Source organism: Cardinium endosymbiont of Culicoides punctatus (assembly GCF_004354815.1).
In the GTDB taxonomy this organism is placed as follows: Bacteria; Bacteroidota; Bacteroidia; order Cytophagales; family Amoebophilaceae; genus Cardinium.
The window spans coordinates 1-12,547 of record NZ_QWJI01000057.1 but is presented as its reverse complement, the minus strand read 5'-3'; the positions used below and the strand labels follow the sequence as shown (position 1 = coordinate 12,547).

Below are 12,547 nucleotides of genomic sequence, written 5' to 3'. Positions count from 1 at the left end.
AAAGTTATGGCGTAATCCATATACAGCTTTTAATTAAAAATGCGAAAGTCCTGATCAGTTTTATGTTCACATAAATTTTCAATAAGTGGTATATTACCAGTATAAACAGCCCAATGAAGAGCAGTGTTGCTATCTGCATCTGTTTCAAGTACATCAGTTTCATAAAGAAATAATTTTTCAATAATTTCTTTTCCAGAATTACTAAAAGCTGCTACATGAAGTGGGGTAAAATCTAAGCTGTCTTTTTTATTCATGACTGTTTTCTTTCCAAGTATTTTTAATATCATATATAAGACTTTCTTCTTATATAAGCCTTGCTGCTTAAGTATTTTTTTTATTTGCTTTATGTCATTTAACGCAACTGCTTCATTAAGCAAAAACCTATAAAATGTGTTTTTGTTGTTTTTTAATCCCTTTGACACAACTTTTTCTTGAGGCAGCAGACATGTTGTAGATTCTTTAAAACAAACATTTGATACTTTTTGAGTACAGCCTGTAATAAGGATATGTAATAAACATAATACAAAAACACACAAAAATCGTTTATTTAACTTTAATAAATAATTATTTTTAGACATAATGTTAATAAAAATGGAATGTAAAAAACATAAAAAGAATACCAAAACAACTATATGTCATGGATTTATTATGTCAATTTAATAAAAAAAATTACAAATTTATACCTATTTGAGCAGGGTTAACATTCCACTAGGCTGGCTTATAAAACCTTAACTACTATGATTGTAATATCATCCTCCTTTCCTCCAGAATGGACTTTCCCAGATGCTCTTGCTTTATGTTCAAAAGGAGATTCTTTGGTAGGATTTTGGCTGTTTTGTATAGCCTCTATTAAGAGACTTTCTGCTATTTTTGTGGTATTATGGTGAAGATTAGACCATTGTATTAATGTTGCATCGTCTACATTATCAAATAGACCATCTGTAGCCATAATGATGATGTCTCCTTGCTTTAAGATATAGGTTCCACAAGAACAATCTGATGGATGACGCTTCCCAGGTTTGTAGTCTGGTGGGCGCACGGATAATTGAAAAGGACAATCAAAATGGGACTGCTGTTCAATGGTTTCATGTGTAATTTTCTGATCTCTAATAACCTTCAATCCAGAATCCCCCAAGTTAGCCCACTTAAGTATCAAATTGTCTATGGTAGCTACACAAGCTGTGCTACTTCCTGCTGCCACTTTTTTTTCTCCTAGCAAACAATCATAGCCTTCTTGAATGATCTGTTGAGGATCTATAGCAGTAGCATTTTGCATATATCCTACAAGTGCTCTCGAAAAATCACCTGGATCTATTCCCTTTTTTCTCCATCCGCCTACACCATCTGCTACACCTAATGCAATAGCTTTAGGGGAAATGTGTTTAGTTAACGTAACGAAACAAGCATCTTCTCCAAAAGAGAAAATATGAGTTCCTATTTTTTTTATTTCATTGTTTTCTTTGCCTTTTCCCGCTATAGCTACCGAAAGCTTATTCCACACATGATAGATATTCAACACTTCACCAACAGGTTTCTGTTTGTCTAAATCTTTTGGTACATCACCTTTTAGGGGAGAGATAAAAAATAGCATGATGACACATACAATAAAAAAAATGATGTTTGAAGTTGTATCAAAGCGTCGGTTGGAACTAAAAAAACACATAACGGTATAAGGAAAATTACATAGTTTTTTGTCTATGAACCCACTGACACCCCTCAGTATAAAAAAAGATGCCTATATGCAACAATTATACGACATTCCGCACTAAAAAATAGCATCACGTCGGATTTAATCCTTTGTGTTCTTTGATATACTCAAGACGGACTACTTATATGCCTAGAAAATGGACCATGCCAATGCATAATTGGAATAGGGCCATTGCGCATTTTATGATTAAATTTGAAGATAGATTTTAAATGAATTGTGTATATCTACACAATCTCTTCAAAAGCCCCTTCTTGAATAATAGAGATAATTTCTTCTTTAGAAAGGGTAGTAATCGTTGATATGGTTTCTATATCCATATTGCACTGTAACATCTTTAAGGCTGTTGCATAGCGTTCAGACTTAATACCTTCTTCCTTTCCTTCTATTCTTCCTTTCTCTATACCAATCTTTTCACCTTTCTCTTCAGCTGTTTTAACAGCCAAGGCCTCTGTGCGAATCCATTTTAAATGATCTTCATAAACTTCTTTTTCTTCTGAATTAAAGTTCATAACGTCTAATACGTCTAAGGCCTTTTTTATATTGCTGTCATTTAATGCAGAGGGTAAATGCTCTTTGTTTAACAAATCATGACGGGATAAAAAGGTAACCCATCTGTCTAAACCACTACTTACTTTTGATACGATATCAGATAATTTTGAATCTTTATCACTGATGAATTTCTTTAACTCTATCGTGTGTAATTCTAGGTCTTTGAAATAATGCATACCATTATCTACCTCCTTAATATGAAATATATTATGGTACTTCTCTGATGTAGGAATACTGATAAAGTTAAGTATATGGATGCCGATGGCTTTAGATAAAATATCATAGCTTCTGGAGATCTCTAATTGCTCCGTATACAACTTAGCCCAGTAATATAAAGCGCGCTTATCGTAGTCTTTTGCATCGGTAATCTGTATTTCAATATTAAATCTCTTGCCTGTACAGCTCTCTGCTTTAATATCTAAGATAGACAACTTATCCTGTCTAAAGTTCCGATGGTTATAAGGATTCAGTAACGTAATATCTGCTACTTGATCTTCTTGTCGAACGATAGCATTAATAAGTGATATCAGTAAATCTTTATTCTCTTCAACACCGAAAAGTTTTTTAAAAACGATGTCTACTCTTGGGGTTAACTTTTCCATAAGATGGTTGTTTAGTTTGTTACGAAATAAATTTAATTTATTAATTATCTTTTAATTTATTATTCGTTCTTATTAGAATAATATATGGTAGTGGTATAAATATATGACGCTAAGTTGCTCAAGTCTGTCCTTGTATTTTTGTTTTGGGAATGAGTATTTATTTGCATAAATAGTTCTGTTGTTTGTTTTTATTAAAGCCATTATTTATACGTTAATTAGCCATTTAGAACATCTTTATTGTAATGTATTTGCTTGAAAAAAATTAACCGTTTTTTATCAAATGAAATAAAATATACTCAATATCAAATATTTATTTCATCATATATTTATACCATCATCAACTTATTTTATAAAAACAATTTTATGAATTTTTATTGTATAAATACATTGTGCAATCAATAAATGTTTTATTATACTTGTGGAGTAATAAAGTCAATTTAAAAACTATTTATTGCAATGTTTAAGAAAATCATTAATTACCGTATTGGTTTAGGAATAAGTATATTTAACTAAGCTTGTTCTTCTAGTAGTAATTATGAGTATGAAGAACTTTGATCTTGACAATAAAGGTATTGATACTGTACAACCAAAAATAAATCGATTATGCCTATTATTCAGCTACAAAAAGAAATATCCATGCATTATCATGGGAAAGAATTTACGATTAACTTAATAGATTATCAAAGAGATAATACAACCATTACAGCAAAGTTTGGAATTGAATATAAATCAAAGCCAATTGATTTTCAAGTTGATACAAATTTTGTTTTTGACATTATTTTAGAAGATGGCGTTTGTTTTAAAGATGCTGATCCTATAACTGAACAGAATTGTTTCGTTATAAAAGACAGTTTAATAAAAGATCAGGAAGTTATTAATAATAGTTTAAATTTAAGGAGTTATAATCCTTGTGAGCCATCTTCATGGCAACCAGAAAAAGAATCTCATTCCGATTATATAGCTAAGGTACTTGCTTTTGATATTCATAAGGCATATCAAGAATTTCTTGATGTATGTGCATGTGAAATAAAAACTAGCGGTGTATCAAAATTAGTAAAAAAATCTAGTATGGAAGAAACTCCTACTAGTAGCAAAAACTAAATACGATAGATAGATAAGGATGTTTAGTCAGGAGCTTTAGTCATACCAGACTTCTTTCGAAACTAATTTTTGGCCCTATATTTGTTGATAGGGATAGGAAAAATGGAGTTACATAATGTGTTTCGAAAGAAGTCTCCTTTTGGTAACTATGAATGGACTTTATTGTTCTATATAAAAAAATAGAGAGAATATTTTACCTTGTTGGGCAAGCATAGTGATTATCCACGAATTCGCTTAAATTTATAGCTTGAGTTAAAGAAACCTGTGTATATGTGTATACTACAGGTCTTATACCTTATACTTAAGATATTTTTATGAAACTCTGTGCCAATTCATTAGTAAAAGAATATAAAGGTCGTAAAGTAGTAAAGGGAGTATCTCTTACTGTTTCTTCTGGGGAAATTGTGGGCCTGCTTGGTCCAAATGGAGCCGGTAAAACCACTACTTTTTATATGATCGTAGGACTTATCAAGCCAAATAATGGGGATATTTATTTGGACGAAACTTGTATTACTACTTTACCCCTCTACAAGCGTGCCCAAAAAGGTATTAGCTACCTACCACAAGAGGCCTCTGTTTTTAGAAATTTGACAGTAGAAGAAAACATTATGGCCATATTAGAGATGCGTAACTTATCTAAACAAGAACGTAGGGAAAAGCTAGATGATTTATTAGAAGAGTTTAGTATTACGCATATACGAAAAAGTAAAGGTAATGTACTCTCTGGGGGAGAACGCCGTCGTACAGAGATTGCCAGAGCTCTGGCAATGGATCCCAAATTTGTTTTATTAGATGAACCTTTTGCTGGAGTAGATCCCATTGCTGTAGAAGAAATTCAATTACTGATATCTAAACTTAAGAACAATAATATTGGTGTGCTGATAACGGATCATAATGTAGATGAAACACTTTCTATAACGAATAGAGCCTATTTAATGTTTGCAGGTACTTTACTAAAAGCGGGCACTGCTGAAGAATTAGCAGAAGATGAACAAGTACGTCGACTCTATCTTGGAGAAAAGTTTGAGCTAAAACGTTACTAATCATCTACGCTTTACCCAGTACAGCTTTTATTTTTGATCTTTTTTTGTCAATTAAAAAACACAAACGTGCAAAATTGTTTACAAAATCGCACATAAAGTGCTAGTCTCTTTCGTAGCCAGTCAAACAATGGATTACTCCATAAATTTTTCCTTAACTCTGTCCTTTATATTCAAGGTTATTTACCCTATTCATTTTCTTTTTTATTTAGTTTTTTTGGTTGTACGTTAAGTACCACACGTTCTATGCCCAATAGAACTTTTTGACGCATAACATGTTCTAACTGAAATCTATATATTCCTGCTTTTTTAAAGATAAAATTAGAAAACAAACAAATCTGATGTAATTTAGTTTTTCCCCATCCATATCCTAATGGTTTCCCCGTTTTTTTATTAAATAGTTGTAGTTCAATAATCGCACTTTCAGAAACTTCTTCTCCTTCTAAATAATATCTTATATAAAGATTCTGATAAGGATATGTAGCATTATTATTCAAAAGCAAAACTAGATCATAGGGCTGATCTGAAGTGTCTATATTAAATTCAAAAAATACCTTTTTGTCTACATCCCATGAATATTGTGGAAATTCAAATGCTTTTTGAATAAGATTATCACTATCACACCCGAACATAAAAAATGCAATAAAACAGATTAAAAATGGTATTCTCTTTTGTTTTTTTTTCATATTTAAATAAGTTGATTTACATAGATCAGATCTTCCGAAAGCCCTTTTTGGTTTTTATAAAAATCATTGATTATTAAATAAATATATTTTAATTATATCTAATATATCAGCAAATGTACTACTAAAACTTTTACTGTATATTTTATATTTCATTGCTAATATGCAAAAACGCAATCATGATAATAATCACTGGTATAAATAGAGGAATTACTTGGTTATTAGCAATATATAACTATAGCACCACCACAAAATTTACTACAAAGACATCAATATTTTATATAAAGAGAAATGTGCATAAAGCCACTTATGGTACAAATACTAATATTTTTCCTTTACATTTTAAATGTATGCTGTACGTGAGTATCTCAATATTAAGATTGCCTAATATTTAAGAATTAGGTAATTTTTTACACTTTTTAAACTTTTATACATTTGACATACTATAAACCTTTGATAGGTATAATAAGAAAAAATAAGGAATTATAAAAGACGTTGCCGCAATACTTCATAAAGTATCATGCCAGTTGCCACTGATACATTTAAAGAAGCAATAGGCCCCCGAATTGGAATTTTAATTTGATAAGTAGCTAAATTTAAATGTTCTACGGCTATTCCGCTATCTTCTCCGCCCAAAATAATAGCAGCAGGAAGTCTTAAATCAGATGTATATAATTCCTGAGATGCTTTTTCATGACAGGCAAATATAGCCAGTCCACTTTCTTGTAGGTATTGCAATGCTACTTTTAAACTAGCAACACGGCAAACTGGTAACATGGACAGTGCTCCTGCAGAAGTTTTCATAGCTGCTCCAGAGACAGACGCGCTACGATGACTAGGTATCACCAATGCATCTACCCCCATGCAGAGCGCTGTACGAGCAATAGCGCCCAAATTATGCACATCTGTAACACCATCTAAAATCAGGATCAAGGGTATTTTCCCTTTTTCAAAAGTATTTTGAATAATCACTTCCAAAGGTGCGAAAGCAATGGGAGATATAATAGCTACTACACCTTGATGATTTCCATGAGAAAGTCTACTTAACTTTTCCGTTGGAACATAACTAAAAGGAATTTCATATTTACAAATAAGGTCGTATAGTTCCTTTGCAAGGGGTGTTTTTAACGCTCTCTGCAGAAAAATTTTCTCTATGGTTCTTCCAGCCAGTATGGTTTCCATAACTGCTCTAGAGCCAAAGATAAGGCTTTGCTGGTGTGTAGTGGTTTTTTTTCTGTTATTTTTAGCAAAAAAATATGACATAATTGTATAGATTTTACATAATTTCTGTTAATGCTAGAGATCTTCGAGTGTTGGACCAGCTGACTGGATGCTTTGACTGAAATTTAAACGTTGTGCATTCTCTAAAAATTGTACGATAAGCTCTTTCAATTTTGCATTATATTCCAAAGCGTTTTTCCAGTTCTTTCTAGGATCTAATAACATTGGATCAATATCAGGAAGTGCTTTAGGTATAGATAGCCTGAAACCAGGTAATAGACTATATTCAGCTTCATTCAGATGGCCATGCAGAATTGCATGTATAATTTTGCGCGTTATGGCAATGGGAAAGCGATAACCTTGTCCATAACTTCTTTGTGTCCAACCAGTATTAACTAAATATACTTGTGCTGCACTGTTGGATAACCGTTGCTTGAGAAGTGATGCATATACTTCGGGTGGTCTAGGAAAAAAAGGAGCGCCAAAGCAAGTACTAAATGTTGCTTTAATGGTTTCTACTTGATCAACTTCAGTACTACCTACCAGAGCGGTATAACCACTTACAAAGTAATACGTAGCCTGCTCCTGTGTTAAACGAGCAACTGGCGGTAAAACTCCGTACAGATCACAAGTAAGAAATATAATGACGGAAGGATGTCTGTCTATTCGTTGTTTATATATCCGTTGTTTTACAAAATCAATCGGATAAGCTACTCGTGTGTTTTGTGTTATACTCGCATTGTCATAACTAGGTTCTAAAGTTATTGGGTCTATGATCACATTTTCCATCACTGCTCCATAACGAATGGCTTCCCAAATAACGGGATCACTTTCTGGTGACAGATCTATGCATTTGGCATAACAGCCTCCTTCAAAGTTAAAAATGGCTTCTTCACTCCATCCATGTTCATCGTCGCCAATCAGATAGCGTTTAGGATCTGCTGATAAAGTTGTTTTTCCAGTGCCAGATAATCCAAAAAACAAGGCGATATCACCCTGTTTACTCACATTAGCTGAGCAGTGCATGGGTAGAACGTTTTGTGGAGGTAATAAATAATTTAAAACTGAAAATATGGCTTTTTTAATTTCACCAGCATAATGATGTCCACATAACAACACTTTACGTTCAGTAAGATGGATGATTAACGTTGCGTCACTATTTGTCTCATCATAAACAGGGTCAGTTCGCAGGCCAGGAGCACTCAGAATAGTCCATTCTTGTTTTTCATTTTCTTTACCATAAAAATCTTGAGGACGAATAAACAATTGACATGCAAATAGATTATGCCAAGCATACTCACTGATCATTTTAATGGGAAGATAATGTTTAGTGTCAGCGCAAACTTGTAAATTAGAAACAAATGTATCAACTGTGTCTAAATAGTCAAGCGTTTTATCCCATAATTTTTGAAAAACTTTTTCTTCTATTCCATGGTTAATGGTTCCCCAAGCAATCTCATTGGCTGTATCAGATGTTTTAACAAAAAATTTATCGTTCGGAGAACGACCTGTACGCTTTCCAGTGGTTATAGACAAAGTACCATTCGCAGCTAAGATACCCTCTCCACGTTGGATGGCTTGTTCAATAAGTTCATGAACAGATAAATCTAGGTACATACTTTTTCTAGAGGACATATAAACTTTATAATACTAAGAAAACCAAACTAAAACTTATTGTAGCGTTTAATCTGGTGACACATATACATCACCATTTTGTATCTAATTGTACAAATAAGTTTACCAAAGTTGGCAGCTTCAATTATATAACGCTCTATAAAATCCTATTAAGAAGGTACAATATACCTATCGTGTTCCATTACAAAGAGCGTACTTCAAAATAGATAGAAAAGCATGCCAGAAAGCTACTTTTCTATCCCTTGAATCATTCTAAAAGCAAGCATTACATGTACGTTAGCTTGACGAACTTCAATAGGTTACGAAAGACCTAATACCATATGAGTAAGTAATACTTAATAAGTAAATTCAGTATTAATTTATATTTAATAGCCAGTAGCTAATAAATTATTAGAATGGAAGATCATCCTTTTCCTCCATATTGGATGCACTAGAAGCAGACGAATCACTTACCTTATTTCCTCTTTCTAAACGCCATGCCTGTAAAGAATTAAAGTATTTAACTACTCCTTCTGGATTGGTCCATTTTCTTCCACGTAAATTGAAGTGTACAGTGACCTCGTCTCCTTCACTAAATTCATCTAATAGGTCGCATTTGTCTTGAATTAGCTCAAAAGAGACATATTCTGGATATTGTGGATTTTCTGTATGTTCTATAACAAAAAGTCTTTTTCTAAAAGAATCAGATACTTGTTGTGGTGCATTTATTTCAAATATTTTTCCAGTGATATTCATTATAATTTATATGTTTTATTTATTTAAACTACTTATAATCGCGTTAAACGTTAAGTAACCAACTAACGGTTTAAATACTCTTAGATGTCTTCTTGTCATACAATCTGATCCTTAAAATTACAACATACTATTCTAATTATTTTTGCATTTTGAAAAAATCAATGTAGCCAAAAACAATACGCCTGCTATGGTTACCATAGCAGCTGCCATAGAACTATTGGAAAACAGGCTAAGGTAATAGCCACCAATAGATGCTATTATGGCAAAAATTACATTGTAAAACAACAAATACTTTAGTGATTTTGTTACTAAATACATACTTGCTCCTGGTACAATTAAAAGCGAAACAACTAAAATTGCTCCTGCAACTTCAAAGGTGGCCACAGTCGTTAAAGATGTTATAGCCATTAAAGCATAGTGCCACAGCGTAGTATTTATGCCAATGCTTTTTGCAAATTGCGCATCAAAAGTACTAACAAATAAATATTTATATCCAAGTATAAAAAAAATCAAGTTAATGATTAAAACCGTTAATAAAATATAGAATGATTTAGGACCTAGATTCGTACCACCAACTGTCCTAAGGACATCTAGAGGGGCGGTGGCTAGTTCACCATAAAGGCTGCATTCAGGATCTAGATCTATCTTCCTACTAAAAAAAGAAATCAATATTACACCTACAGCAAATAGAAAAGTAAAATTTATACCAATAGCCGCATCTGCCTGTATTCTTATGTTTTTTTCTAGAAATGCTATCAGAAAGGTAACCAGAATACCAGTTATGCCAGCTCCAAAGACTAATATGGGAGAACTTTTAGATCCAGTTATAAGCAGTGCAAGTACAATACCTGGAAGTGTTGCATGTGCAATTGCGTCTCCCATCATTGCTATTTTTCGCAATACCAGATAGGTGCCAACCAAGGCACAGTTTATACTAGCAAGTGCTGCAATAATAATAGTCCAAATTGCTTCCATATGCCTATGACCTTGGTGGTAATATTTCTTTTTTTAATCCTAATGCTGAGCAAAGATCAGTCCAATTATAGATGTCTTGTACGCCTGTTTTCATATTTTTCAATCTATACTTATTCATTGCAAGTTCATCTTCTCCTAAGATAATGACAAAAGGGATCTTTTTTTTGTCTGCATAAGATAATTGTTTTTTTATTTTTGCATGCTCAGGATAGATTTCAACATTAAGCCCATGCGAACGTAATGTACCTAACAAGCTGATGAGCTGATGCTCTATTTGTTTACTTAGGTTTACTAATAATATCTCTGTTGTATACGCCGCCACTGAATCAAACAGGCCTTGATCTTCCATGACATCGTATATTCTATCTATTCCAAAAGAGCACCCTACGCCAAATAGCCCTGTTACGCCAAAAAGATCTCCAAGATTTGAATACCTACCCCCTCCACCTAAACTTCCAACTTCCGTATTTGCTACAGTAGTTTCTACCACAAATCCTGTATAATAAGCCAATCCTCTTGCCAAGGCTGGATCTATACAACATAGTTCACCATTCGGTAAACCAAGAGTATGGGCATATGCTAGTATCTGTTTCAATGCTACTATTGCTATGGATCCTTTTTCCGTATGGCCTATCGTTTTTTCTAGCTGTGCCAACAGTTGCGAATTATTTCCCTTAAACTGTAAAAGTTCATGAAGGTTCTGAATGGTTTCTGTGCTAAAATTCTCTTTTTGCAACATTATAGAAACCGCTTCCAATCCAATTTTTTCTATCTTGTCTACAAGTGTGCAAAATACTTTTTCTTGTTCACTCTGTTGTTCAACATCAGCAATGGCTGCAAGAATGCCTCTATGATTAATTTTAATTTGAAAATTTTGTATCTGTAATGTTGAAAACACATCATAGATTAATTTTAGGATTTCAGCCTCGCACAACAGAGATGTACTTCCAATAATATCCGCATCACATTGCAAAAACTCCCTATAACGACCTCTTTGAGGCCTGTCTGCACGCCAAACAGCTTGGGTTTGATGTCTTCTAAAAGGGAAGGTAATTTGATTTTGATTAGATGCAATATGACGGATTAAGGGAATCGTTAGGTCATACCTTAGTCCCTTATCACTAATAAGCGGTTTTACACTTTTGTAGTCTGTAGATTCAATTTCTGTTTCTGCTAAAAAATTTCCGGATTTAAGCACACTAAAAATTAACTGTTCCCCTTCTTCTCCATATTTTCCTGTAAGGGTAGTACGATTTTCTAGAGCAGGGGTTTCAAGTGGCTCAAATCCATAACGCATATAAATAGCACGGATCGTTGAAAGAATGTAATTGCGGCGGTACACTTGAAGCGCACTATAGTCACGCATACCTTTTACAATACTTGGCAATAGCGTCATTTATTTTTAATAAAGCGTAATAAAAAATATTTCAGTGCTAAACGACAAATAGATAAAGTTCCTATAGCACCATACAAAAAAATAGCAGCCTAAACTCCATTTTCATTTCGGTAAAATGGAGCACGATCCTATTGCAAGTATGTTAACGCCAATTTACGTTATCATCAGATTATTCACAATACTTTGATGGCTTTTACCTTGGAGAAATACATGGGGGCAAATACCAATTAGGTATTATAAATACTTCTTATGTGATTGTATAATTGAATATTTTTTTCGTAATTTTACCTAATCTTACATGACAGTTATGATGATGTTTGTTCACTAGTCTTTATCTTATAGTGGTAGTGGCATGGTGTTATCCTAGCTGTTTTTGTTAACGACATCTAACTATTAATGTAATAATTACTGATGTTTTTTTGACTATTCAATTATTCCTATTGTATACTTTGATATTTTTGCATTTACTTTACCTAATAAAATAACTCATTAAGATTTTGGACTATTATTATTGCTTGCTAAAAGCAAGTAGGAGAAATGTATATTTCATCATAAGCCTATTGTACATCATTACCATTAGTTGTAAACAGCAATCACTTGGAGTGCAACAAAACGCCCCTCCAATAAATTGGGATTCATTATATAATGCTATAGAGATAGATTCCGATTCTCCATTAGAGGAGCATGACATTACCGACCTTAATTGGCTTGTAAAAAGTGAAGAATATATAAAATTAATGGATCAATACTTATTAAAGCTACAGGCAGATTTTAAAAGCATTAAAGATAGTAATACAGCTATTCCTCTATATTGGTCGGTTTATTTTGGTTGTATAAATGAAACTAACAGGACTTTCGCATTTTTAATTAAAAGCTGTATATGGATTACGCCATAACTTTTC

Annotated in this window: 12 protein-coding genes; 3 read left to right on the top strand and 9 right to left on the bottom strand. The window is 32.9% G+C overall.

What is annotated here, in order from left to right; all coding sequences use genetic code 11:
• Positions 1 to 29 precede the first annotated feature (29 nt).
• From CCPUN_RS04650 to CCPUN_RS04640, 3 genes are all read right to left on the bottom strand, one after another.
• A complete protein-coding gene (locus CCPUN_RS04650; protein ID WP_133282409.1) occupies positions 30 to 578 on the bottom strand; it encodes an ankyrin repeat domain-containing protein in 549 nt (182 codons plus the stop codon).
• A gap of 140 nt (positions 579 to 718) precedes the next feature.
• On the bottom strand, positions 719 to 1,591 hold the full coding sequence (locus tag CCPUN_RS04645) for a PP2C family serine/threonine-protein phosphatase (RefSeq protein ID WP_165941968.1): 873 nt from the start codon (positions 1,589 to 1,591) through the stop codon (positions 719 to 721).
• A 341-nt stretch (positions 1,592 to 1,932) separates the two neighbouring features.
• Positions 1,933 to 2,859, bottom strand: coding sequence for an Rpn family recombination-promoting nuclease/putative transposase (locus CCPUN_RS04640; protein ID WP_133282407.1), 927 nt, complete (start codon positions 2,857 to 2,859; stop codon positions 1,933 to 1,935).
• A gap of 603 nt (positions 2,860 to 3,462) precedes the next feature.
• On the opposite strand from CCPUN_RS04640, the gene CCPUN_RS04635 reads away from it, so the two are divergent.
• A complete protein-coding gene (locus tag CCPUN_RS04635; protein WP_133282406.1) occupies positions 3,463 to 3,960 on the top strand; it encodes a hypothetical protein in 498 nt (165 codons plus the stop codon).
• Between the two features lie 314 nt (positions 3,961 to 4,274).
• Positions 4,275 to 5,003, top strand: coding sequence for an LPS export ABC transporter ATP-binding protein (lptB, locus tag CCPUN_RS04630; RefSeq protein ID WP_133282405.1), 729 nt, complete (start codon positions 4,275 to 4,277; stop codon positions 5,001 to 5,003).
• A 185-nt stretch (positions 5,004 to 5,188) separates the two neighbouring features.
• Here the strand turns inward: lptB and CCPUN_RS04625 are convergent, their stop codons facing one another.
• The 6 genes from CCPUN_RS04625 to hisS form a co-directional block, all read right to left on the bottom strand.
• The gene (locus tag CCPUN_RS04625; protein ID WP_133282404.1) at positions 5,189 to 5,686 is read right to left on the bottom strand and encodes a gliding motility lipoprotein GldH; all 498 of its coding nucleotides are present in this window, start codon (positions 5,684 to 5,686) and stop codon (positions 5,189 to 5,191) included.
• Between the two features lie 480 nt (positions 5,687 to 6,166).
• Positions 6,167 to 6,946: a 23S rRNA (guanosine(2251)-2'-O)-methyltransferase RlmB gene (gene rlmB / locus CCPUN_RS04620; RefSeq protein WP_133282403.1), complete on the bottom strand. Its 780-nt coding sequence runs from the start codon at positions 6,944 to 6,946 to the stop codon at positions 6,167 to 6,169.
• 33 nt (positions 6,947 to 6,979) lie between these two features.
• The gene (locus CCPUN_RS04615; RefSeq protein WP_133282402.1) at positions 6,980 to 8,539 is read right to left on the bottom strand and encodes a phosphoenolpyruvate carboxykinase (ATP); all 1,560 of its coding nucleotides are present in this window, start codon (positions 8,537 to 8,539) and stop codon (positions 6,980 to 6,982) included.
• Between the two features lie 390 nt (positions 8,540 to 8,929).
• On the bottom strand, positions 8,930 to 9,274 hold the full coding sequence (locus CCPUN_RS04610; RefSeq protein WP_133282401.1) for a DUF3127 domain-containing protein: 345 nt from the start codon (positions 9,272 to 9,274) through the stop codon (positions 8,930 to 8,932).
• 132 nt (positions 9,275 to 9,406) lie between these two features.
• The gene (locus CCPUN_RS04605; protein WP_133282400.1) at positions 9,407 to 10,249 is read right to left on the bottom strand and encodes a metal ABC transporter permease; all 843 of its coding nucleotides are present in this window, start codon (positions 10,247 to 10,249) and stop codon (positions 9,407 to 9,409) included.
• Positions 10,250 to 10,253: 4 nt separating this feature from the next.
• The gene (gene hisS / locus CCPUN_RS04600; RefSeq protein ID WP_133282399.1) at positions 10,254 to 11,645 is read right to left on the bottom strand and encodes a histidine--tRNA ligase; all 1,392 of its coding nucleotides are present in this window, start codon (positions 11,643 to 11,645) and stop codon (positions 10,254 to 10,256) included.
• Positions 11,646 to 12,205: 560 nt separating this feature from the next.
• Here hisS and CCPUN_RS04595 point away from each other — a divergent pair.
• Entirely contained in the window at positions 12,206 to 12,541 is a 336-nt protein-coding gene (locus CCPUN_RS04595) for a hypothetical protein (protein ID WP_133282398.1), read from the top strand.
• Positions 12,542 to 12,547: the final 6 nt, after the last annotated feature.

What these genes read in the sequence shown, in the direction of transcription:
- hisS (WP_133282399.1), bottom strand. Translation starts at nt 11,645, where the DNA reads ATGACGCTATTGCCAAGTATTGTAAAAGGTATGCGTGACTATAGTGCG.
- CCPUN_RS04615 (WP_133282402.1), bottom strand. Translation starts at nt 8,539, where the DNA reads ATGTCCTCTAGAAAAAGTATGTACCTAGATTTATCTGTTCATGAACTT.
- CCPUN_RS04640 (WP_133282407.1), bottom strand. Translation starts at nt 2,859, where the DNA reads ATGGAAAAGTTAACCCCAAGAGTAGACATCGTTTTTAAAAAACTTTTC.
- lptB (WP_133282405.1), top strand. Translation starts at nt 4,275, where the DNA reads ATGAAACTCTGTGCCAATTCATTAGTAAAAGAATATAAAGGTCGTAAA.
- CCPUN_RS04635 (WP_133282406.1), top strand. Translation starts at nt 3,463, where the DNA reads ATGCCTATTATTCAGCTACAAAAAGAAATATCCATGCATTATCATGGG.
- CCPUN_RS04625 (WP_133282404.1), bottom strand. Translation starts at nt 5,686, where the DNA reads ATGAAAAAAAAACAAAAGAGAATACCATTTTTAATCTGTTTTATTGCA.
- CCPUN_RS04605 (WP_133282400.1), bottom strand. Translation starts at nt 10,249, where the DNA reads ATGGAAGCAATTTGGACTATTATTATTGCAGCACTTGCTAGTATAAAC.
- CCPUN_RS04610 (WP_133282401.1), bottom strand. Translation starts at nt 9,274, where the DNA reads ATGAATATCACTGGAAAAATATTTGAAATAAATGCACCACAACAAGTA.
- rlmB (WP_133282403.1), bottom strand. Translation starts at nt 6,946, where the DNA reads ATGTCATATTTTTTTGCTAAAAATAACAGAAAAAAAACCACTACACAC.
- CCPUN_RS04645 (WP_165941968.1), bottom strand. Translation starts at nt 1,591, where the DNA reads ATGCTATTTTTTATCTCTCCCCTAAAAGGTGATGTACCAAAAGATTTA.
- CCPUN_RS04650 (WP_133282409.1), bottom strand. Translation starts at nt 578, where the DNA reads ATGTCTAAAAATAATTATTTATTAAAGTTAAATAAACGATTTTTGTGT.